The sequence below is a fragment of the uncultured Marinobacter sp. genome (assembly GCF_963974375.1).
In the GTDB taxonomy this organism is placed as follows: Bacteria; Pseudomonadota; Gammaproteobacteria; order Pseudomonadales; family Oleiphilaceae; genus Marinobacter.
In genome coordinates, this window is the sequence record NZ_CAXBDN010000037.1 from 1 (window position 1) to 21,723 (window position 21,723).

At 54.9% G+C, this 21,723-nt stretch carries 23 protein-coding genes and 2 pseudogenes; 11 read left to right on the top strand and 14 right to left on the bottom strand.

The window, feature by feature from the left end; translation table 11 throughout:
- From AAC035_RS05030 to AAC035_RS05040, 3 genes and pseudogenes are all read right to left on the bottom strand, one after another.
- Nucleotides 1–201, bottom strand: a pseudogene (locus AAC035_RS05030) (hypothetical protein); the annotation flags it as partial.
- A 64-nt stretch (nucleotides 202–265) separates the two neighbouring features.
- Nucleotides 266–652 (bottom strand): hypothetical protein, encoded by a 387-nt coding sequence (locus tag AAC035_RS05035; RefSeq protein WP_339800754.1) that lies wholly within the window; start codon nucleotides 650–652, stop codon nucleotides 266–268.
- Between the two features lie 71 nt (nucleotides 653–723).
- Nucleotides 724–1,008, bottom strand: coding sequence for a hypothetical protein (locus AAC035_RS05040; protein ID WP_339800757.1), 285 nt, complete (start codon nucleotides 1,006–1,008; stop codon nucleotides 724–726).
- A gap of 308 nt (nucleotides 1,009–1,316) precedes the next feature.
- Between AAC035_RS05040 and hsdR the strand changes: the two genes are divergently transcribed.
- From hsdR to AAC035_RS05070, 6 genes are all read left to right on the top strand, one after another.
- Nucleotides 1,317–4,841 (top strand): type I restriction-modification system endonuclease, encoded by a 3,525-nt coding sequence (hsdR, locus tag AAC035_RS05045; RefSeq protein WP_339800759.1) that lies wholly within the window; start codon nucleotides 1,317–1,319, stop codon nucleotides 4,839–4,841.
- A gap of 236 nt (nucleotides 4,842–5,077) precedes the next feature.
- Entirely contained in the window at nucleotides 5,078–6,148 is a 1,071-nt protein-coding gene (locus tag AAC035_RS05050; RefSeq protein WP_339800761.1) for a Fic family protein, read from the top strand.
- A gap of 18 nt (nucleotides 6,149–6,166) precedes the next feature.
- Nucleotides 6,167–7,735, top strand: a complete 1,569-nt coding sequence (locus tag AAC035_RS05055) for an N-6 DNA methylase (protein ID WP_339800764.1) — start codon at nucleotides 6,167–6,169, stop codon at nucleotides 7,733–7,735.
- On the top strand, nucleotides 7,732–9,111 hold the full coding sequence (locus AAC035_RS05060; RefSeq protein ID WP_339800766.1) for a restriction endonuclease subunit S: 1,380 nt from the start codon (nucleotides 7,732–7,734) through the stop codon (nucleotides 9,109–9,111). The genes AAC035_RS05055 and AAC035_RS05060 overlap by 4 nt, the downstream gene beginning before the upstream one ends.
- A gap of 170 nt (nucleotides 9,112–9,281) precedes the next feature.
- Nucleotides 9,282–9,527, top strand: coding sequence for a hypothetical protein (locus tag AAC035_RS05065; RefSeq protein WP_339800768.1), 246 nt, complete (start codon nucleotides 9,282–9,284; stop codon nucleotides 9,525–9,527).
- A gap of 2 nt (nucleotides 9,528–9,529) precedes the next feature.
- Nucleotides 9,530–9,664 carry a hypothetical protein gene (locus AAC035_RS05070; RefSeq protein WP_339800774.1) on the top strand — a complete coding sequence of 45 codons (135 nt, stop codon included), beginning with the start codon at nucleotides 9,530–9,532 and terminating at the stop codon, nucleotides 9,662–9,664.
- Between the two features lie 17 nt (nucleotides 9,665–9,681).
- Here AAC035_RS05070 and AAC035_RS05075 read toward each other — a convergent pair whose 3' ends face one another.
- On the bottom strand, nucleotides 9,682–9,957 hold the full coding sequence (locus AAC035_RS05075; protein WP_339800776.1) for a hypothetical protein: 276 nt from the start codon (nucleotides 9,955–9,957) through the stop codon (nucleotides 9,682–9,684).
- A 169-nt stretch (nucleotides 9,958–10,126) separates the two neighbouring features.
- Between AAC035_RS05075 and AAC035_RS05080 the strand changes: the two genes are divergently transcribed.
- Complete coding sequence (locus AAC035_RS05080; RefSeq protein WP_339800779.1) at nucleotides 10,127–10,906, top strand: HipA family kinase; 780 nt, start codon at nucleotides 10,127–10,129, stop codon at nucleotides 10,904–10,906.
- Entirely contained in the window at nucleotides 10,903–11,757 is an 855-nt protein-coding gene (locus tag AAC035_RS05085; RefSeq protein ID WP_339800782.1) for a DUF3037 domain-containing protein, read from the top strand. The genes AAC035_RS05080 and AAC035_RS05085 overlap by 4 nt, the downstream gene beginning before the upstream one ends.
- A 43-nt stretch (nucleotides 11,758–11,800) precedes the next feature.
- On the opposite strand, the gene AAC035_RS05090 is transcribed toward AAC035_RS05085, so the two are convergent.
- The 5 genes and pseudogenes from AAC035_RS05090 to AAC035_RS05110 all read right to left on the bottom strand — a co-directional run bounded on the left by AAC035_RS05090 (nucleotide 11,801) and on the right by AAC035_RS05110 (nucleotide 16,219).
- Complete coding sequence (locus tag AAC035_RS05090) at nucleotides 11,801–12,040, bottom strand: hypothetical protein (RefSeq protein ID WP_339800785.1); 240 nt, start codon at nucleotides 12,038–12,040, stop codon at nucleotides 11,801–11,803.
- 171 nt (nucleotides 12,041–12,211) lie between these two features.
- A complete protein-coding gene (codA, locus tag AAC035_RS05095) occupies nucleotides 12,212–13,471 on the bottom strand; it encodes a cytosine deaminase (RefSeq protein ID WP_339800788.1) in 1,260 nt (419 codons plus the stop codon).
- Between the two features lie 30 nt (nucleotides 13,472–13,501).
- A complete protein-coding gene (locus AAC035_RS05100) occupies nucleotides 13,502–14,209 on the bottom strand; it encodes a PucR family transcriptional regulator (protein WP_339800791.1) in 708 nt (235 codons plus the stop codon).
- Between the two features lie 38 nt (nucleotides 14,210–14,247).
- Nucleotides 14,248–15,498: pseudogene (codB, locus tag AAC035_RS05105) on the bottom strand (cytosine permease); the annotation flags it as partial.
- 187 nt (nucleotides 15,499–15,685) lie between these two features.
- Nucleotides 15,686–16,219, bottom strand: a complete 534-nt coding sequence (locus AAC035_RS05110; RefSeq protein WP_339800794.1) for a lipocalin family protein — start codon at nucleotides 16,217–16,219, stop codon at nucleotides 15,686–15,688.
- A gap of 181 nt (nucleotides 16,220–16,400) precedes the next feature.
- Between AAC035_RS05110 and AAC035_RS05115 the strand changes: the two genes are divergently transcribed.
- A complete protein-coding gene (locus tag AAC035_RS05115; protein WP_339800797.1) occupies nucleotides 16,401–16,949 on the top strand; it encodes a hypothetical protein in 549 nt (182 codons plus the stop codon).
- Between the two features lie 338 nt (nucleotides 16,950–17,287).
- On the opposite strand, the gene AAC035_RS05120 is transcribed toward AAC035_RS05115, so the two are convergent.
- From AAC035_RS05120 to AAC035_RS05140, 5 genes are all read right to left on the bottom strand, one after another.
- Nucleotides 17,288–17,533 (bottom strand): VOC family protein, encoded by a 246-nt coding sequence (locus tag AAC035_RS05120; protein WP_023008422.1) that lies wholly within the window; start codon nucleotides 17,531–17,533, stop codon nucleotides 17,288–17,290.
- Nucleotides 17,534–17,780: 247 nt separating this feature from the next.
- Nucleotides 17,781–18,593, bottom strand: a complete 813-nt coding sequence (locus AAC035_RS05125) for a HEPN domain-containing protein (RefSeq protein WP_023008423.1) — start codon at nucleotides 18,591–18,593, stop codon at nucleotides 17,781–17,783.
- A gap of 90 nt (nucleotides 18,594–18,683) precedes the next feature.
- On the bottom strand, nucleotides 18,684–19,229 hold the full coding sequence (locus tag AAC035_RS05130) for a DUF6624 domain-containing protein (RefSeq protein WP_091706200.1): 546 nt from the start codon (nucleotides 19,227–19,229) through the stop codon (nucleotides 18,684–18,686).
- A gap of 90 nt (nucleotides 19,230–19,319) precedes the next feature.
- A complete protein-coding gene (locus AAC035_RS05135; RefSeq protein WP_081698919.1) occupies nucleotides 19,320–19,721 on the bottom strand; it encodes a GFA family protein in 402 nt (133 codons plus the stop codon).
- Nucleotides 19,722–19,804: 83 nt separating this feature from the next.
- Nucleotides 19,805–20,485 carry a class I SAM-dependent methyltransferase gene (locus AAC035_RS05140; protein ID WP_278350838.1) on the bottom strand — a complete coding sequence of 227 codons (681 nt, stop codon included), beginning with the start codon at nucleotides 20,483–20,485 and terminating at the stop codon, nucleotides 19,805–19,807.
- A 284-nt stretch (nucleotides 20,486–20,769) separates the two neighbouring features.
- Between AAC035_RS05140 and AAC035_RS05145 the strand changes: the two genes are divergently transcribed.
- Nucleotides 20,770–21,255 carry a hypothetical protein gene (locus tag AAC035_RS05145; RefSeq protein ID WP_206853115.1) on the top strand — a complete coding sequence of 162 codons (486 nt, stop codon included), beginning with the start codon at nucleotides 20,770–20,772 and terminating at the stop codon, nucleotides 21,253–21,255.
- A gap of 43 nt (nucleotides 21,256–21,298) precedes the next feature.
- On the top strand, nucleotides 21,299–21,723 hold a 425-nt coding region (locus tag AAC035_RS05150), incomplete at its 3' end, for a GNAT family N-acetyltransferase (RefSeq protein ID WP_339800817.1).

Genomic DNA, 21,723 nt, shown 5'->3' on the forward strand with positions numbered 1-21,723 from the left:
TTGGCCCTGAAGCACGATACAGCGGGCCGGCAGGCCCTCGGCAATGCCATAGTCCTGCAGGTTCAACACCGCAGCACCATTATCCGTAATAAGCTCCAGTGATCGCTCAATCCAGTTCGTCCCCAGCCTATGGAAGTGATACTGCACAGGAGTGGTGCGGAAGATCAGCTGGTAATCCGGCATGGGGGCACTTGCTTGCATCTAGTGGCAAAGGGCCCCGGTTCGGGAGTGACCCGGGATAGAACCGCGGCTCATCATTCTCACTTCAGAAACGGGTTTCCTCAGGGCACTGGGCTTCCCCGGGCAACTCATCCAGGGAGTCCACAAACAGCATATTGGCATCGTTCATCTTCAGGCCATTCTGCTGAACAAACTCAATCGACAAACTGCCGGTGTCTCCCCGGGATGTCTGACCGTTCACTGTAAGACACCGCCGTTCGACATCGCCTTTTTCTGCGTGACCGTAGGTTTCATCGAAATACAAAGGATAGGCCAGCATGCCTTTTACGTAGGGGAGATCTTCTGCCGATGCCTCTTCAACATCAGCGTAGGCATGCTCAGTAAAATATGGTTTGAAGTCCAGCTCCATCCCCTGATTATCAAGGGCCGCCTCGAACTCGAGGTATCTATCCCACGCAGTATCTGAGTCCACAGAATTTGCTGCGCAACCTGCCAACCCGGACGTTACTGCAATCACGGCAAATAAGATCAGACGTTCAGGCTTCACTGCAGTGCCTCCTGCAACTGCCGATCTCTGGCTTTCCCTGCACCTTGCAGAGCTCTTGCTGCCTGACAAAGCAACCCCGAGCAAGCTGTAATCAGCTTATCGATATCAATTCGTCCTCGGGTGCTTGCGCTGGCTGCGCGGAGAAAGCGGAAGTTTGCCGTAAACTCGAGCATCCCGTCGTCGGCCAAATTCAGTGAAACATCAGCTATCCGCAGCTGCATTCCCAATTCCTGAAGAGCGCCTGAAGCACTGAAAGTCAGCCTTCCGGCGTTGCCACTCATTGACGCGTTTCCGTGCTGGTCAACGGCAATGTTTACCGGCCCAGCGGATTTCAGCAAACGTGTCGTTACTTCTCCGTCTGTGTTGTATGCGACTTCAATAAACCGGGTAACTGCAAGCCTGACTTCGGATTGACTATGATATAGCACTGTGAGGACCTCCCTGTGGTCTGAAAAAAATCCCTGAAAACGCGCTCAGCCTACCGAAGTCTGACCATAAAACACAGGTCCTGAGTTGCGACAGTTACTGTCCGGTGGCAATAATGGACACTCAGAAAATCCAATAAAAAGCTGAGGCTTGGGAGCAGTTCGTGCAGGAAAGCAGTCATCCATCAGCAAATTTTGGCTTTCTCTCGGAACACGACCCGCTTTTCGTGGAGCTTGCCGGCACCGCCGAACGTGCCTTCGCCAGCGATCCCAACACCACCCTGATCAAACTACGCCAGCTGGGCGAGGCCCTGGCCCAGCACCTGGCCGCCCGCTCCGGTGTTGAGTTTGATGATCAGACCAGCCAGTCCGAACTGCTGTACCGCCTGAACCGGGAATTGCGGCTGGAGCCGCAGATCAAAGAGCTGTTTCACAGTCTGCGCATCGAGGGCAACAAGGCCACTCATCAATTCCGCACCAGGCACCGTGAAGCAATGAACGGCCTGAAGCTCGCCCGGGATCTTGCGGTCTGGTTCCATAAATCCCTGAGCAAAGCCGGTGCCAGCTTCAAGCCTGGCCCCTTTGTGCCGCCAGCGGACCCCAGCATGCAGCTGCGCCAGCTGCACACTGACATCGAGAAGCTCCGCCACGATCTGCAGCAGGCCAACATGGAGCTGGACAGCAGCCAGCAACTCAGCCAGCTCATCGAGAAAGAAAAAGCCGAGTACGAAGCACTTGCCCTGGCCATGGACGAAGAGTCCCGTGCCCTGGCCGAGCAGGCCCGCCAGCACGAACAGGCACTGGCTCAGCAGCAACAGGCCTACGAACAGAAAATCAAAGCCCTGCAACAACAGCTCGCGGAGCAGAGTGAGCAAACCGTTAACCAGCAGCGCCAGCAGATGGCCAAACAAACCAAGGCGGCCACCGATACTCTGGTACTGAACGAAGAGCTCACCCGCATTCTCATCGATCAGCAATTGCAGGAAGCCGGTTGGGAAGCGGACAGCCAGGACATCACCTTCCAGAAAGGCGCCCGCCCGGAGAAAGGTACCTATCGCGCGATTGCCGAATGGCCCACCAACCACAACGGCGAGAAGGGCAGAGCCGATTACGTGCTGTTTGCAGGCCTTACACCCATCGCAGTGGTAGAAGCCAAAAAAGAGAACACCAACGTTGCGGGTAAAATCCGCCAGGCCGAACGCTACAGCAAAGGCTTCAGAGTAGACGCACCGTTAGTGGGTGCCTGGGAGCTAATGGGCCGCACCATCGCCTGGCCCGCCGACGACAGTGATCACTACCATGTGCCGTTCGTATACTCCTGCAACGGCCGGCCCCATGTACCGCAACTGGCGGAGCAGTCCGGTACATGGTTCCGGGACGTGCGTGAGCCCAGCAATCTCAGCCGTGACCTCCAGAAGTTCCACACCCCCGGCGGCCTGCTGAGTTTGCTGGAGCGGGACAAGGAAAACGCTGAGAAGCTGTTGAAAGAAGAGCCCTTCGGCTACCTGAAACTGCGGGATTACCAGCAGCAGGCCATTGCCGCCACCGAACACGCCCTGGCCCGGGGTGTGCGTACCGCCCTGCTCGCCATGGCAACCGGCACTGGCAAAACCCGCACCATCATCGGGCTGATGTACCGGTTCCTGAAAGCCGAACGCTTCCACCGCATTCTGTTCCTGGTGGACCGCACCGCCCTCGGCCAGCAGGCCATCGACGCCTTCAACGAAGCGCCCCTGGACCAAAGCCTGACCCTGAGCAAAATCTACAACGTCGCCGAACTGGGCGATATGGCTGCCGAAGCGGAAACCCGTATTCAGGTGGCCACGGTGCAGGCCATGGTCAAGCGCATCTTCATGAGCGATACACCGCCGCCCATCGACCGGTTCGACTGCATCATCATCGACGAAGCCCACCGGGGCTACACTCTGGACCAGGAAATGACCGACGGCGAACTGGCCACACGGGATACCGGCCAGTACCTGTCGAGCTACCGCCGCGTGCTGGATTACTTCGACGCTGTGAAAATCGGCCTGACCGCTACACCGGCAAAACACACCAGCGAGATTTTCGGCAAACCGGTGTACACCTATTCCTACCGGGAAGCGGTGGCGGACGACTGGCTGATCGACCACGAACCGCCTATCCGCTACGAAACCCTGCTGACCCAGAACGGCATTACCTTCGAAAAGGGCAAGCCGGTGGAAGTGATCAACCGGAAAACCGGTGAAGTAGACACCACCGAACTGGAGGACGAACTCAATTTTGACGTGGATGCCTTCAACCGCCGCGTCATCAACGACAATTTCAACCGGGTGATCTGCGAACAGCTGGTGCAGGAACTGGACCCCTTCGGCGACGAGAAAACCCTGATCTTCTGCGCTACCGACCTGCATGCGGACATCGTAAAGAGCCAGCTCGATAAGGCCTTCAAGGACCTCTACAACGGCCAGTACAACGAAGCCGCCGTGGCCAAGATCACCGGCCAGAGCGACAAGGTGGCTCAGCTTATCCGCCGCTACAAGAACGAGCGTTACCCCAGCATCGCCATCACCGTGGACCTGCTTACCACCGGCATCGATGTACCGCGCATCTGTAACCTGGTGTTCATGCGTCGGATACGCTCACGCATTCTGTACGAACAGATGATCGGCCGCGCCACCCGCCGCTGCGATGAGATCGGCAAGACGGTGTTCCGCATCTACGACCCGGTAGACATCTACGCCGCCCTGCAGGATGTGAACACCATGAAGCCCCTGGTGAAAGACCCCAACATCACCCTGGAGCAGTTGGTGGGCGAGCTCACCGACGACGACCAGCTGGAAAAGGCCCTCGCAAGTCCTGGCGAACAGCCTGATGAAAGCCAGGCAGATGTGGTGCTCAGTCAGCTCAGCCAGAAACTCATGCGGGTGCTGCGCAAGGCCGACAACAAAGCGGAAAATCGCCCGCAACTGAAACAGAAGCTGGACGAACTGAACCAGAGCTGGGGCGTGGAGCCCAAATCCTTACACCAGCACCTGCATAAGCTCGGCCCACGGCAAGCCTCGGCATTCCTCAAGCAGCACAGCAGCCTGATTTATCAGCTAGCAGAGGTGAAACATCTGGTTGGCAGCGACTCCATGCCGCTGATCTCCGACCACGATGATGAGCTACGTTACCGAGGCCAGAACTACGGCCAGTACGACAAGCCCGAAGACTACCTGGACGAGTTCAACCGGTTCATCAAAGACCAGCTCAACCAGTCCGCCGCACTGGCCGTCGTGGTCAACAAACCCCGGGACCTTACCCGTGAACAGCTGCGGGAAGTAAAACTGCTGCTGGACAACCACGGCTATTCCGAAGCCCGCCTGCAAAGCGCGCTGCGTAACCAGACCAACAAGGACATCGCCGCCAGCATCATCGGCTACATCCGCCGCGCCGCCCTGGGCGAAGCGCTGATTCCCTTCGAGCAGCGGGTGGCGGAAGCCATGGACAGCATCTACACCCAGCACAGCTGGACCCCCAACCAGCGCCGGTGGCTGGAGCGCCTGGCCAAACAGCTGGTCCACGAAGTCATCATCGACCGGGAATTTGTGAACCATCGCTTTGCCGATGACGGCGGGGCGAAGCAGATGGACAAGGTACTGGGGGCACAGCTGGATACGGTGCTGGAGGAACTGAATGAGGCCATGTGGCCAGAGCAGACTGCCTGAAGAGTGTCTGATCAAGCAATGTTTACGGCATCGACATAGAGTCGATCTATGTCGATTTTTTGCGGTTTTTTCGACATAGCTCAGCCTTGATGGCCTGAGCAGTACCCATAGATTTTCCAGTCATCTATACATAGGCAGCTCGATATACATAGAAAAGTACAGTTTCCTTTGCATATCCACTAAGACATGTATAAATTTCTTGTTTTTCTATACACGAATTGAGAAAGGGACTTTTTGTGCTGCCGACCTTACCCTTGAAACACCTCGAGCAATGGGAAACCCGCACTGTGCTGAAAAAAGCGGCGGCGGCGCATCGTTATCTGGCAGAGCTCAAAGGGGTAGCCGCGACCATTCCCAATGAAGAAATACTGATCAATACGCTGACCTTGCAGGAGGCCCGACACAGCTCCGAAATCGAAAACATCATCACGACTCAGGACGACCTTTATCAGGCCGTCGTGGCAGATGAAGCCAGTGTGTCGCCGGAAACCAAGGAGGTTCAGGACTACGCAACGGCACTACGGGCCGGTTTCCGAAGCGTCAGAAAGTCTCGCCTGATCCGGCTGAATGACATCCTGCTGATCCAGGAAACTCTGGAGAAAAACCGGGCGGGTCTGCGTAAACTTCCAGGTACCGCCCTGAAGAATCAGGCAACCGGCGAGGTGGTGTATGAACCGCCCCAGTCAGCCCGGGACATTGAGGATTTGATGGCCAATCTGGTGGCCTACATCAATGATGACGAACTGTGCGATGCTGACCCGCTGGTGAAAATGGCTATCATCCATCACCAGTTCGAAAGCATTCACCCGTTCTACGATGGCAATGGCAGAACCGGGCGAATCATCAATATGCTCTACCTGGTTTCCAAAGACCTGCTCGATCTGCCCGTGCTGTATCTCAGCCGCTATCTGATCCAGACCAAGGCCGGTTATTACCAGGAACTGCAGGCCGTTCGCGATACCGGAAACTGGGAACCGTGGCTACTCTATATGTTGGACGGCGTCACCCAAACCGCTCAACAAACCATTACGCTGATCAGCCAGATTCGTGAGCTGATGCAGCATACCAAGCACCGCATGCGGGACGAGTGCCGGAAGATCTACAGCCAGGAGTTGCTGAACAACCTGTTCAACCACCCGTATACCAAAATCGACTTCGTAATGGATGATCTGGCGGTAAGCCGAATCACCGCCACCAAATATCTGGATGAACTGGTCAGTATCGGCCTGCTGGATAAAAAGAAAGTAGGGCGCAGCAATTTCTACATCAATTCACCGCTCATGGCCCTGTTCTTTGAGCGCGCATAAAAACAACCGGAAGCACCCATGACCAACAACGACATCGTCCAGAAGCTCTGGAATCTCTGCGACGTGCTGCGGGACGACGGCATCAACTACTCGGACTACGTCACCGAACTGGTGCTGCTGCTGTTTATCAAGATGGTGCACGAGAATACCGAAGCCGGCACCCTGAAAAAGCACCCGCTGCCGGAGGGCTGCCGCTGGACCGACCTGAACAGCAAATCCGGCATCAACCTGCTGAACGACTACAAACGCATCCTGCTCAGCCTGTCCACCGGCAAGGACGGCGACGGTACCCTAGTGCACGACGACCCACTGATCAGCGCGATCTACGCAGATGCCCAGACCCGCCTGCGGGAGCCGCGCCACCTGGAACAGATGATCAAAACCCTGGATCAGATCGACTGGTTCAGCGCCCAGAAAGACGGCCTGGGGGATCTGTACGAAGGTCTGCTGGAGAAAAACGCCAACGAAACCAAATCCGGTGCCGGCCAGTACTTCACACCTCGTGCGCTGATCAACACCATGGTGCATTGCCTGAAACCGCAGCCCGGTGAAATCATCCAGGACCCGGCCGCAGGTACGGCAGGCTTTCTGATTGCCGCGCACGAATACATCAAAAGCCAGACCGACGAGTTGTACGAACTCAAGGACGAAGTGAAAACCTTCCAGACTACCAAGGCCTACATCGGTATCGAGCTGGTACCCAGCACCCGCCGTCTGGCCCTGATGAACTGCCTGCTGCACGGCATGGAAGGCGATGAAGAAGGCGTGGTGCACCTGGGCAACGCCCTGGGCCAGACCGGCGCCGGGCTGGAAAAGGCCGACGTGATCCTCGCCAACCCGCCCTTCGGCACCAGCAAGGGCGGCGACGCCAGCATCACCCGGGACGACCTCACCTACAGAACCAACAACAAACAGCTGGCCTTCCTGCAGCACATCTACCGCAACCTCGAACCCGGCGGCCGTGCCGCTGTGGTACTACCGGACAACGTGCTGTTCGAAGCCGGCGTAGGCACCGACGTGCGCCGGGACCTGATGAACAAGTGCAACCTGCACACCATCCTGCGCCTGCCCACCGGTATCTTCTACGCCCAGGGCGTGAAAACCAATGTGTTGTTCTTCAACAAAGGCAGCGCGGCGGACAAGTACCAGGAAGAGAACTGCACCGAGAACGTCTGGGTTTATGACCTGCGCACCAACATGACCAACTTTGGCAAACGCACGCCGTTTGGTGACCAGCACCTGAAGCCATTTGAAACGGTTTATGGAGATAGCCCCAACGGTGACAGTGAGCGCACCGAAGGCGAATACAGCTTCCACTCCGAAGACATTGAATTGCCCGAACACAGCGAAGAGAACGAAGGTGTCGACCCACGCCTGGCTCACAGCCGCTGGCGCAGCTTCAGCCGCCAGTGGATTGCCGAGCACAAGGGCGACTCGCTGGATATTTCCTGGCTGAAGGACAGCGACAGTGTGGATGCCGCCAATCTGCCGGAGCCGAGTGTGTTGGCGGGTGAGGCGATGGGGGAGCTCAAGGCTGCACTGGGTGAACTGGAAGCATTAGTCACAGCTCTGGAGGGTGACGCGTGAAGGAAACCGATCACGCTCCAGAGAGTTGGGCACGGTGCTCGCTCGCAGATATTGTTGTACTCAATCCCAAGAATGACGCCAGCGCTGAGCAAACGGCGGGCTTTGTTCCAATGGCACTGGCTCCTACCGATTATCACGGTGCGTTACAGCACGAAGAAAAGGTGTGGGGCGAAATTAAAAAGTCCTATACCAACTTCGCTGATGGCGATGTCATATTCGCCAAGGTGACTCCCTGCTTCGAGAATGGCAAAGCAGCCATTGTGCGCGATATGCCAAGCGGAATTGGGGCAGGAAGTTCGGAATTCTACGTCCTCAGGCCGACCAGCAAAGAAATTTCTCCAAGCCTGCTCTTTGCAATCATCAAAACTCAGTCGTTTATGCAGCAGGGCGCAGAAAACATGACCGGGGCTGTGGGACTGCGTCGGGTTCCGCGAGCATTTGTAGAATCCTTCCCCATAGCGTTACCGCCTGCCGCCGAACAAAAAGTCATCGCCGACAAACTCGACACCCTGCTGGCCCAGGTGGAAAACACCAAAGCCCGCCTCGAACGCATCCCGCAAATCCTCAAACGCTTCCGCCAGTCCGTGCTGGCTGCGGCGGTGAGTGGGCGGTTGACGGAGGAGTGGAGAGAACAAAATGCTATAGCTCCGGGGAATACAAGGGAACTCGACGAAGTGATCGAAAGCTCGTTCTACGGGCCCAGATTTAGCAAAAATGATTACACAAAGGGTGACTCTGGCGTTCCTACTATTAGAACAACGGACATGAAGAATGGAACAATCAGGATTTCGCCCGAAACTCCAAAGGTCGAAGTCGCCCCCGAAAAACTGGACCAGTTCAAGTTAATCCCTGGTGACCTACTCATAACTCGAACGGGTAGCATTGGCGTGATGGCCCTCTTCGAGGGAGACTATATCGCAATTCCCAGCGCTTACCTTATCAGGTTCCGATTAAAACCATCGGTCGACAAGCGCTTCATCTACTATGCGCTAACTTCTCCCGACGCCCAACAACAGATGGGGCTAAGTTCTACTGCAATAACTCAGCCCAATATCAATGCGAAATCTATACGCGCATTAAAAATCACATTACCTACGCAAGATGAGCAAACCGAAATCGTCCGCCGAGTAGACCAACTCTTCGCCCACGCCGACCGCATCGAGCAACAGGTCACCAACGCTCTGGCACGCGTCAACAACCTCACCCAGTCCATTCTGGCCAAGGCGTTCCGGGGCGAACTCACCGAGCAATGGCGCAAGGATAACCCGACGCTGATCAGCGGGGAGAACAGTGCGGAGGCGTTGCTGGAGAGGATCAAGGCGGAGCGGGCGGCAGTGAAGCCGGTGAAGAAGACCCGCAAGACGGTGTCGTCATGATTCGGATGCAGCACTACATCCCTGTGGCGGTTGTGTCAGCTAATGCGGGGGAGAAACGGGTGAGAAAACGCACATCAAGGCGCTTACCCCAAAGGTATACTGCGCACTGCCAGTTGTAACACCAGATGGCTGGCATGAATCACCAACCCCTCATAGACAAGGACAACACTATGAAGGTCAAAAGCAGTGAACTACCGGCCAGCTTGCTGGATAAGATCAGGAATCCGGATCCCCTGGAAGGCGAAGACCTGATCATCGAGGATGAGTTGGGCAAGGTTGTCGGCGTTATCATCCAGCCCGATGCCTATGCGTTCTTCCTCAAGAAAGTTGCGGAACGAGAGGACGAACTCGATAACGACCTTGATGAACCCTATGACCCCAACGCCCCCACACTGGACGATCTTAAAGAAGAGTAGTCATGCCACGGAACAGGCAGCCCCGGGATACGGAAAAATCCCGCAAAGAGCACACCGAAATTGCCATCGAAAAAGCCCGCACTGAAGACGTCAAAAAGCTGAAAACGCTGGACGAACTAATGAAGGAGAAGCGCTGATGTATACCGTGCGCTTCTCAAAAAAAGCAGAAAAAGCCATCAGAAAAATAGACCCGGTTATGCGCCAGCGGGTTCTCAGCAAACTCAAATACCTGGAAGCCAGTCCCAGAACTGGCCCTAATATCAAAACCATGCAGGGCTATTCCAATCGCTATCGATACCGGTTGGGCGATTTCAGGATCGTTTATGAAGTCATAGATCAGGATCTTGTTGTCTGGATTCTCGAGACAGGCTGGCGGGGAGAAATTTACTAACCGCGTCTGTTGCTCAGGGTCTGGGCCGTTGGTTGTCACTCACATTCATGGAGTAGTTTCTCCGAGGCCTGTTTGACAACCACCCCACACCCTATCAGACTTCAAAGCACATCCGCCCCTTGGCAGTAAGCCTCTCTCAACTATCCCGAGGGTGTGCCGAGCCCCTGGGGCTTTTCTGTTTGCGGAACACCGCGGCGCTTACAGCGTCATGGAATATGGGGCAAGGACAACACCCTCAGTGACCAAGGCCTTATCCACCGTTGAAATCGTAGAGGTCATCCGTCGGTCGGAACACGGGATGACCGAACCCTTCATTTGCCGGGGCGACGACGACAACTTCTACTTTGTAAAAGGTATTGGCGCAGGTCGGGACAGTCAGATCAAAGAATGGATTTCGGGAAACCTGGCACTGCTCTTCGGTATACCTGTTGCTCCATTCAGAATTGTAAACGTGCCGGATGAAATTCTGGAGGTGCTGCCTCCCGGCCATGCAAGAGATCTTGGTGCTGGCCCCGTCTTTGGCTCCGTAGAGAAACGCCTCACGGAAATAACCGTCCCTCAGATTCGAGAGGTTCCGGTAGAGACCAGGAAAGCACTTCTGTGTTTTGACTGGTGGATTGCAAACGGCGACCGGTGCTTTTCTGAGAACGGTGGTAACCCGAACCTGTTCTGGGAACCAGGCAAACGGGAACTGGTCGTTATCGATCACAATCAGGCCTTCGACCCCGAGGTTACTGCAGAAACCTTTTTCCGTGACCACATCTTCCACGACGTGGCTGCGGATATTGCGGATGACTTGGTTGAACGCCAGATCTACACTGACAAAATGACCAAAGCACTCTCCGACTGGGATTCAATCATTGCCGGGATACCGGAAGAGTGGTTTTATATTGACCCTGAGATGACGATTGAGCTTGGCTTGAGTACTGATGAGCTTGAAACGCAGCTGTTACGTTGTCTTAGCGATGACTTCTGGAACTGGAAATGACTAGGTTTGCTTGTAACTACGCCATTGTGCGGTTCATGCCATACGTCGAAACCGGCGAGTTTGCCAATGTTGGCGTTTTGCTGTGGATACCCAGGCAGAAAACCCTGTTATTCAAGCTTCTGCGACGAAAGTACGGGCGAATCACTCAATTCTTCGAAGAGCTGGATAAACAGGTCTACCTGCAGACCATGGCGAACCTGGATGCGGAGCTGCACCGGATCGAGAGGCTTCTGCAGGAAGGTGCTGCAGTAACGGCCAGTGCGAATCTCGAGTATGGCTTCCATAAGGGCATTTTTGAAGAAATCATTCGCCCTCGCGAAACCATTGTCCGGTTCAGCGAGCAGAGAGCCATTCTGAGTGAAAATCCGACGGAAACGCTCACTGCCCTTTATGACCATTACGTTGGCCGCAACTTCGTGACCAAGGAATATCAGGAAGGGCTGATGGAGAAGAACATCAAACGCCTGCTGGACCAGGAGAACCTTGGCAAACGATATCAAAGGCGGAAAGTTGAGGACAAGGTTTACGGTGTTTCCTTCCCCTTTGTCGAGGAGCAAGATCACAGGGCTGTGAGGGTGATCAAACCATTATTTCTCGGCCAGGCCGATTCAACCGCCATCATCGAGCACAGTGGTCAGTGGCGACTCAAGGTCGAACAGCTCAGGAAGCGGCAACTACTTCATGGCCCAGTGTTGTTTCCGGTAAAAGGCCCCGAGGAGGCTAGAGCTGGAGACCATCGCCAGGAGGCTTTCGAAGAAGCCAGGCTAAACCTCGCAGGTGAAGGCATAGAACTGGTTGCCTATGAAGAGCACAAGAAGATTCTGGACTTTGCTTCCCGGCTTTTGCACTAACTGACCATTTCCGTAAAGCCACTAAGATGGTCAGGTGGTGCGGTTAACGTGACTGCTCCAGCTGGTTGTAGGCCATACCAACGCCCTGCTCGGCGGCCATGCGTAAAAGGCGAATACCCGCCATATCATTGTCGGGGTCAGCGTCGTTCACTTTGCTGGAACCGAGCAGGTATCGGGCGATAGGCTCGCCCTTCTCCGAAGCGGACCTGAAGAAGGCGAGCATCTTTTCCAGGTCCTGATGACTGAGCTTGCCCGGTTGCTGATGTCCCACCTGGTATCCCATGAGCACCGGCCTCCAGCATGGTCCGCCCGTAGTAGTAATGAGGGTCGCCATTCAACCAACATCTTACTGGCCCTGAATCGGTCCCTGTTCCGCGCCACACGACCAACTGCAATAGCCGTATGTTTCATTACATCAAAATCCAGTCCTTGGTCTTCTTCCCTTAGTGATACCTCAACCCAGATTCAACCCCGCCAAAGGCGCCTCCACCGGCCGGTCAACCAGCACCCGCCCATCCCGCACCGATGCCTTCACCGGCTTCTGGCCCAGCAACACTTCGTAAGGCGTCTCACCCTGAAGCACGATACAGCGGGCCGGCAAGCCCTCGGCAATGCCATAGTCCTGCAGGTTCAATGCAGCTGCGCCGTTGTCGGTGATGAGTTCCAGGGATCGCTCGATCCAGTTCATACCCAGCATGTGGCAGGCGTGCAGGCCGGAATCCAGGGTACGCAGCATGTTGCCATTGCCCATGGGGTACCAGGGGTCGCGGATAGAGTCCTGGCCGAAGGCCACCTTCAGCCCTGCGTCCAGCAGCTCCGGCACCCGGGTCAGGCCCCGGCGCTTGGGGTAGCTGTCGAAGCGGCCCTGCAGGTGCAGGCTTTCGGTAGGCATGGAGAGAAACCGCAGGCCGGACAGCTTCAACAGGCGGAACAGGCGGCTGCAGTAGGCATCGTCGTAGGAGCCCATGGCACAGGTGTGGCTGGCAGTTACCCGCGAGCCGTAATCAAGCCGCAGCGCTTCGGCCGCCAGCACTTCCAGGAAACGGGACTGGGGATCGTCAATTTCATCGCAGTGAACATCCACCAGCCGGTCGTGTTTGTGGGCCAGCTCCACCAGCCAGCGAACGGAATCCGCGCCATAATCCCGGGTGTGCTCAAAATGGGGAATCCCGCCCACCACGTCGGCACCCAGGCGGATGGCCTCTTCCATCAGCTCTTTACCGTTGCGGAACGACCAGATGCCTTCCTGGGGGAAGGCGACAATCTGCAGGTCCACATAACCGGCCACCCGTTCCTTCACTTCCAGCATGGCCTTTAGCGCGGTCAGCTGCGGATCGGTGACATCCACATGGGTGCGCACATACTGAATGCCGTGGGCGGCAAACAGCTTCAGGGTCTGTTCAGCCCGGCCGATAACATCGTCCCGGGTCAGGGTGGCTTTGCGCTCGCCCCAGCACTCGATGCCCTCGAACAGGGTACCGCTTTGATTCCAGCGGGGCTCGCCGGCGGTCATGGCCGCGTCCAGATGAATGTGGGGTTCAACAAACGCTGGTGCCACCAGATTACCGGCCGCATCCAGTTCATTCTCAGCGGCTACTACGGACGTGGCCTGAGGGGTGATGACCCCGAACTTGCCGGCCTGCACGGTGAGTGAGTGCAAACCATCACGGCCTTGCAGCCGGGCATTGACGATGGCGGTCAGATTCGTGGTCATAAAAACTCCTGGAAAGTTAGCTGTCGGCCGCTAGGACCGTAACAAAAGGTGGGCCAGTAACAGGGATTCGAAACTCTCTGCCGGGTCGTCTTGAGCTGACATCCGCTCGTTCAGCCGGTTCATCCGGTTGCGAACCGTGTTCCTGTGGCAGTGAAGTGCCTCGGCCATGGCGTGATAATTACCCTGATGCGCCAGCCAGGCGTTCAGCAAATCCGCGACATCCCTAAGGGCGTCTGTATCCAGTGGACCATATCTGCGGATGAACTCGTCCAGAGTGTCCGTGCCTACCGTTTCGGCAACCGCCCTGGTCATGGTATTGGCTGCGGGTCCCCGGCTATCTTTCTGCTCCGATCGCAGAATGGCCCTGGCGATGACTTCCGTCACTTCAATCATGGGAAGCGAGTAAGGCTGCTCAAATAACGGAATCGACAATTCATCGGCCAGACGCACAAGGGTAGTCGGCAGCTGGCCGATGTAGGCGTCACCGGTGAGCACCACCAGCCCGGATATGCCGCAGTCCTTGCCTTCGTACAGGCATTCCGCCAGATTCTGGGGGCTGCGATGACGGCTGATACCCGTTACAAAAACCAGCTCACCACCCTTGATCCAGGGGCTGAACGAACGATTCTCCGCTACATAGGGCCATCGCACCGGATTACCGGCTGCCGCAACCCCGCCCCGGAGCTCAATGGACTCCAGGCCGGGAAGCTGCGGTATCTCAACACACCGCAATGCCACTCAGGCCGCCCCCATGCTCTGGGTTCGCGAACCGCTTCACTGACCAGCAGCAACAGACCGAAACTGCCCGCTGCCACCAGCACCCCGACAATAGGCGCAATCCAGGGTGAAGTGTAGGCCGCCGCCGATGCAATGCCGTAAGCCGCCAGCCCGGGCACGTTGAACGCCGGCAGTGTCACCTCATCCAGAGCAGGATACTGGCGTTTATAGCCGATGAAATAGCTGGCCATGATCACCCCACCAATAGGCGGAATAAAGGTACCCAGCAGAACCAGGAAAGGAATCAGCCACTGATACATTCCCAGCACGGCCAGCCCGGTACCAATGGCCGCGCCGCCAATGGTCACCATTTTACGCCGGCGGGTACGCAGCAGGTTGCAGCCGGCCACCGCAAAGTTGTAGACCGTGTTGTCCTGGGTGGTCCACAGGTTCAGAAACAGCATCAGAATACCCAGGGTCGCCAGGCCCTGAGCCACCATGATGTCAACGATATCGGCCTGCTGGTAAACCAGTGCCCCGAAGGCGCCGATCAGCGTCATCAGGCCATTGCCCAGGAAAAAGGCCAGCAGTGTCGCGATCACCGCAGCCTTGCCGGAGCGGGCAAAGCGGGTCCAGTTGGTGGCCTGGGTACCGCCACTGACAAAAGTACCGAAGACCAGGGTGATGGCGGCCGCGATCGTCATGTCCTCAGTGGGAGAAATGGCCAGCAGTCCGGACAGTCCGCCGGCATCGGAGGTTGCGATGGTCATGCTCACCGCCACCAGAATGATCATGGCGGGCACCGCAAAACGTGAAAGCATCTCCAGGCCCCGGTAGCCGATAAACGCAGTCACACAGAAACCAAAGCCGAACACCACCATCAACGGGATGGTCAGGCTTTCAGGCATGCCGGTCAGTCGCACCAGAAGAATGGCCATGGTGGCCGTACCCCAGGCGTACCAGCCAATCTGGGTAAACCCGAGAATGACGTCCGACAGCTTGCTGCCCAGCTCGCCAAAGGTAAAACGGCTCATCAATGCGGTGTTGAGGCCTGATTTGGCCGCAATGTAACCCAGAATGGCGGCGTAGGTTCCCAGCAACAGGTTGCCGGCAATCAGCACCATCAGCATGGTGGGAAAATCGAACGCCACACCCACACTGCCACCGGCCCACATGGTGGCTGTGAAAAAGGTGAAACCAAGCAATACCAGGCCCATGGACCAGACGCTCTTGCGCTGGTCCATGGGCACGGCACTGAGGGGATAATCCTGTTCTTCGGGGGTAATCTCTGAGGTTGCCTTGAGGCTCATCGCCATCTCTCCCTAACGTGAGTACAGAGTTCCGCCAGAAGATCGCAACCTTCATGCCATAGGCCGATCAGCCCGCTGAAACACAGACTGCCTCGGTTTGATGGTGTGCATAATGCACAAAACAGGTAAAAGGGCAGATTTTTCAAACCCCTTCTGCCCGCTTTCAGTGCACTTTTGGGGCGGATGATCAGAGCTGGGGCTGATCCACCACGATCAATTCCTCCAGATCAAAACCTTCAGACTCTGCCCGCTCGCGGAAGGCATCAAGGGCCTCACCGGTGACCTGAGGTGTTCGTGAAAGGAACCACAGGTAATCCCGGTTGTAGCCGGTTACGTAGGCATAGGAGTATTCGTTCTGATCAAGCTCAAAAATGACATAGGAGGCATAGAAGGGGCCAAAGAATGACACTTTCAAGTGGCCAACGTCGTCATCCCCTACAAACACGGCCCGGCCGTCGGCTTCGCTCCATTCAGCATCCGCCTGGTCGTAACCGCGGTTGATGACTTTAATGCTGCAGTCGTCGTTCAGAATGTATTCCGCAGAAACCTGGCTTAACCCTCGCTCAAAGGAATGGTCCAGGCGGGCAATTTCATACCAGGTACCAAGATATCGGTCCTTGTCGAACCCGGTCACCGGTTTGATATCGTCGGGCAGGCCAGTGCAGCCGGTGACTAATGAAACGGTTGAAATGAATATCACTGCGGCTATCAGGTTTTTCATAATATCGTACTCTGGTTTTTTGCGAGGTTGCTACCAATCCCTACGACACTGAGCGGACATGGGTTGCCAGAATCACCCGGCCCACGTGTTGCGGCCCCGTAATTCCGGCTAATACTGCATATGCTATGGTTATTAAGAGACTAATAAAATCGTCCAGGCATACCTTACAGGAGGAATGACTATGGGACTCATCATCGCCGGGCGTGTGGACGTCCATGAACATGCCGAGCAAATCGCCCAGGCCATTGAGAATACCGGTATCAGCAGGAGCAAGATCTCGGTGTTCCACGTCAACCCGGACGGCCAGCACCACAAACTGCCCTTGGGTGGGGATAAAGAAGCCTCCCCGGGCGCATCTGACGCAGGCAAAGGCGCTCTGGCAGGGGCCGGAGCAGGCGCCGCTGCAGGCGCTGCCGTAGGGTCTGTTGGTGGCCCCATCGGAGCAGGCATCGGGGCCGGTGTTGGGGCCTATACCGGTTCTCTTGCCGGGGCCGTTACTTCCACGGACAAACAGGAAGAAACCGCTCCAGAGCAGCAGGCCGATAAATCACTGGTAGACCGGGAGTCCGGCATGTACGTTGCTGCTGAAGTGGGCGAAAGCAACAAGGACGCCATTATTCAGCTACTCCGGAAACACGATAGTGTTGATGTCGAGGAAGCCCAGGGCAGCATCGAAAAGGGGGACTGGGTGGACTTTGATCCGACCCAGCCCGCTCGATTGGTCCCTTAGAAAATTGGTATCTCAGGCCTCTACATGCGGCAGGCATGACGGAGGCTCTGTAGGATCGGAATAAAGTTGGTAACAAAATGCCTTCCCAAGCTCAATTTTACAGTAATTAATCAACCATAAAGATAAATAAAGTTGGTAACTTTCGAAGGATCCAGAGCAAAACCCCTCGAAAATCATGGTAATAAAGTTGGTAACTTATCATTGGCAAGCTCCCAGTAAACGATCTGAGCTTCCCCCAATGAGGCCCTAAAAGGGTACAAACTGTCGCAAAGCGGAACCGGCTAACCTTGGAGAATCAGCTGAAAAGCCAGTCGGCGTAACGCTATGTGGTTAAGCTCTTATTCATGAAGCCATGGCGCATAACTCAGGCCAACCAACACACCCTCAGGGCTCATAAACCTTGCGACTGTTTGCCCCCAGGGTTCAGTCCGGGTTTCATGAACGAATTCCTGACCCCTTTCCTTCATTTCTTTCAATGCCGCGTCCACTGCAGCCGCGTCCGCCAACTCAAATTCAATTGTAGCTGTCGGCTCAGGAACATGGTCAGGCCATTCCTCCTGCCCAAAACAAGACTGGGCCGCCATAGAGAGGGGTCATACCCCGAAATGATGCGCTCCGGGGAACCTATCCATGAAACGATAATCGTCCATCTTTTCTAGCGGCAAGCCTCGCGCACCCTCATACAAAGACGCACTCGCCGCAGAATCTTTAGTAATTGACGCAAACCCCGCAATACACTTAACTTCCATTCATTCCCCCGCCACTGATGGAGCTGGCTCATATCTGCGTTAGTACGATTTGACTCGTTAGCCGCGTATCACTGTGAGCCCATTAGCCCTTGCTCAAATGCTGCTTGGTTTTCCTGGGCAATTTCATTTTTTTGTCAAGCCATCGCAACACAAATCGGGATCCATTTGGCGCATATGGACCGGTGAGAATGTCCAGGGTTGGGACAGAGCCAGATATGCGCAGATTGAAATCTTTATTGGGGACTTCGGCAAGATCCACGTGCACAGGAGCGAACCATGGGTTGTACAAGTTGAATCCCTCGACAAGATCCTGATCAAACTTTCTGAGAGTTTCTTCTATCGGGGGCACGCCGATCCGCTGCCGCAAGCCAAAAACAAAGCTATCAAGCGCAAATAAATAGCCTGTGTTGAAGTTGACTCCAAACGAATTATAGCGGTTGTCGGGACTTCCCTGCATTTCAATGCCATTGATGAATTGAGCTACAGATAACCCTTCAATGGACTCAGAGACGTTTTGGTGAATCTTAATTGCTGGATGGAAACTCGTGTCAACGGTTAAGAGCTCAGCATCTACTGAGCACGCTTCAGAGTATAAATCGGCAATCGGATGACCTCTGAAGCGATTAACCGAAGCACCCCTCATTAAAAGAAAAGCTTTGAGGTATTTTTCAAGCGCTTGACACGCAGCCCAAAAAAAAGCGCGATGCATTCCTTTTTTTGCCAGTAACCGAGCAGTCACATAGTCTTCATCTGCAGGTTTAACAAAAGAATCGCTGATTACTTGTACAATGTATCGTTCGATATTGGCTTGCTCATAGTCAGGTAGTTTGTCGAAGTGCTCAAGCTCATCTCCACACTTGAAACTGTATATGTAGCTCAATCTTCTTTCGCTCATTCAGCTTCTAACCTCGAACAGGCGCAAAAAGTGTTCCGGCGAGCGCGACGCAGCAAAATGGAGACGAAGGCGACCAAGTGCCGCGCTTGGTTAACTGGCGTGCTGGCTGTTGGCACGTCGCTTCCGTTCCTGCTCAGTCATTTGTCCTAAACGCTCCTCCAGGGAATCGAGTCCAAGTTGCGCACGGCGCTCATTAACCGAGGCGGGATCTTTGATGGGAAACGGTGTTGGCCACCCGTTTTCATCAACATCAAACTGGGTGCCGTAATATTGTGGCTCGCCGGCTAACGTCCGCACCCGATCCTGAAGAAACGCCAACTGCCAACCCTCGGCGTCGTCTTTCGCAACGGCTTCCTCCAGCAAGTGAACGCATTCCGCCATGAACCCGGCCTCGGACACCGAATGCTGAGCCACCAGCCAGGCGGCTTTGGAGGCTTCCTCTCCGACCAAGGAAATACCAGGCCAGCAGTGAGCCCTGATGATTTCCTTCAGGCGGGAGGCGTTGCGCTGGTGCAGTGCTTTCAGTCGGGGATGGTAGGAATCCGACGGTAACTCGCCGGAATCGAAGAGTCGCTGTAACAATCGCTGGTCTTCTAACAGCATCATGACCAGCTCATCCGCAAGACTCTGATTCATGGGCTCCCTCCCAGTTGATGCCACAAATAAGCGCCGCCCCGGCAGGGGCATCCGGTGGCAGGCCTTCATGCCGGAAACTCGATTGATTTGTTAAATGTCGTCTTGCCACTCTCTATGCTTACAGGCCCTATCGTACTCAAGCCATGGCACGTCGTGCGACACCCAAATATGAGCCTCTGGTTTTAAACCGGGATCATAGTCCAGAGTAGCTACCCGAACAATGACGTGGGGTTGCGCAGGCCTTTCAGCCACCAAATGGGAACCACAGCGTTTGCAAAAATGGCGCAATTTTCCAGGGGATGATTCGAACGTAGAAATAGAACGCTTACCTCTGAGCCAACGGAAATTCTCGCGCTTTACTCCCGCAGTGGAGGCGAACGGTGCAGCATGGGCTTTACGACAAGTCTGACAATGGCAATGCACGATTGGCATATCCACTGAGTCGATTTCGTAACTTATCTCGCCACACAAACAGCTTCCCTTCAACCCCATGAGAGATCTCACTCTGTAAATTTAAAACTTAGATTTGGAACGTGCCGAAGTGACCCGTAGGGTCGTCCGACAACAGCCAATGGTTATGCCGATTTTGCCACCAACATCTCAGTAGCGCCCTTTTGAAAACGATAGCTAACAGGCTGCAACGAGACAGCGATTCCGTCAGCGGATAGTCCCGCCATGACCGAATCAAGGTGCTTTGAGGTTTTTCCGTCCAGCGAGACAACTGGAAAGACGCGAACCTCAGAGGCAACTCTGCATAACTCCCGCATTGATGCCAGATGGGCCGCCCGATCTAAATGATCACTGTAAAGGAAAAGAAAGTGAGAACAGAGTGCCAGATCAAACTTGGAGTCAGAGAATGGCAGCATAGGCAATGACGCCGACACATACCGTCCTTGTTGGTAACCAGCATCAAAATCGGACAGGAACCGCGACATAGCTTCCATCCGAACCTCGCCAAGATGCTCAACGCTATTGAATGAGTCCCAAACATAACTGTCTGCGGCCTGCTGCATCTTGGCCATGATTTCCGGGTACACCTCGCCAATTCGGTGACGCACTTCAGCAACCTTGAATTGATATACCGGATCACATGAGATGACTTGGCATCCTACCTCTGTCGCCTCAGCATTGAAGCTGGCCGGGCCATCGCCGCAACCCAGAATTTTCTTGTTCAGGTCATCATTCGATAGCTCAAACATCGCCTGATATTCCTTTAGCGATCGCCCCCACGGAACTACATTAGCTAAATCCAACATCAGCTCTCCTTAGTCTGTTTGACGAAGCACGGTGGTGACGAAGGAGCCGCGTAAAGCGGCATCTGGCAGCCTGATCGGTCATTGCCATACTGTAAAACTTAGAAAGCCGCTCCGCTCAGTAACTTCATTATACTGCAAATGGTTTTGTGGTATGACGGCAGGTGAAGTGCGCGACCTCGAACAGTAGCTCCATGTGTAATAATGTCGTCAACGGAATGCGAATCAAATGGTCATCACCGTCACTCAGTTCGTTTAACATTAAAGCATCTCAAGATGGAGGTTCTATGCCAATGATGCCAAGAATTTTATTGCCGCTTTTTCTAACCGGCCTTTCTGTACTTCCCGCCTTCACGCTGGCCGAAAATGCCACTCCTGAGGCCTACATTGGCAGCAAGCATTTGGTTTTGGAAATCCGGCACTGCGAATGCGAAGCCGTCAAGCCGAATGGTCATCCGTCCGTATTGCTGTCAGATTTTTTGCAGGAGTCGAGTGTTGTGAAAACGGCTGTGTTTACTGAAGATAACGGCTTCGTCGCGTCCGATTACGTCACCATGGGGTATGAATTCAGCCCAATCAAAGACTCATCCGACACGTTCTCGTTCAACTATACGGGTACACATACGACAAGCAGCGGACAAAGCTCGGGAAGTGGGGAGTTATTGCTGGAAAAAGGACAGTGGGTCCATTTGTTTGGCTCGCACCACGAAAGTACATCAGGAGCACGCCACGCCAATGTTGCAGTAAGACTGGTAGAATTCGACGGTTCCTGAGGGCCAATTTTAAAAATTCCAATCATAGGTACACACGGTGTATGTGTTTCAAACGAAAAGACTAATCGTAACGCAGCTATCCCATCAAGATATTCCCGCGCTCACTGAGATACTGAGTGACCCTGAGGTCATGAGGTATTCCGTTCGAGGGGTTTGTGATGAAGAAGCTACCCGCAAATTTATAGGTTGGTGCCAGGAATGTTACGCATCCCATGGTATGGGTCCATGGGCATTAACTGAGAAGAGGTCGGGAAAACTTTTTGGTTTCTGTGGTATTGGGCCGGAGCTAGTCGGAGGGGTTGAGGAGATCAACCTCGGTTATCGATTAGCGAGGCGATACTGGAATCAAGGGCTTGCAACCGAAGCTGTTAAAGGCGTGCTGCGGTATGCCTTCGATCAAAAACAGTGTGAGTTGCATATTCCGGCCCATCGTGACCACCCATTCCGTTTAAACGTGACCGCCTGTTC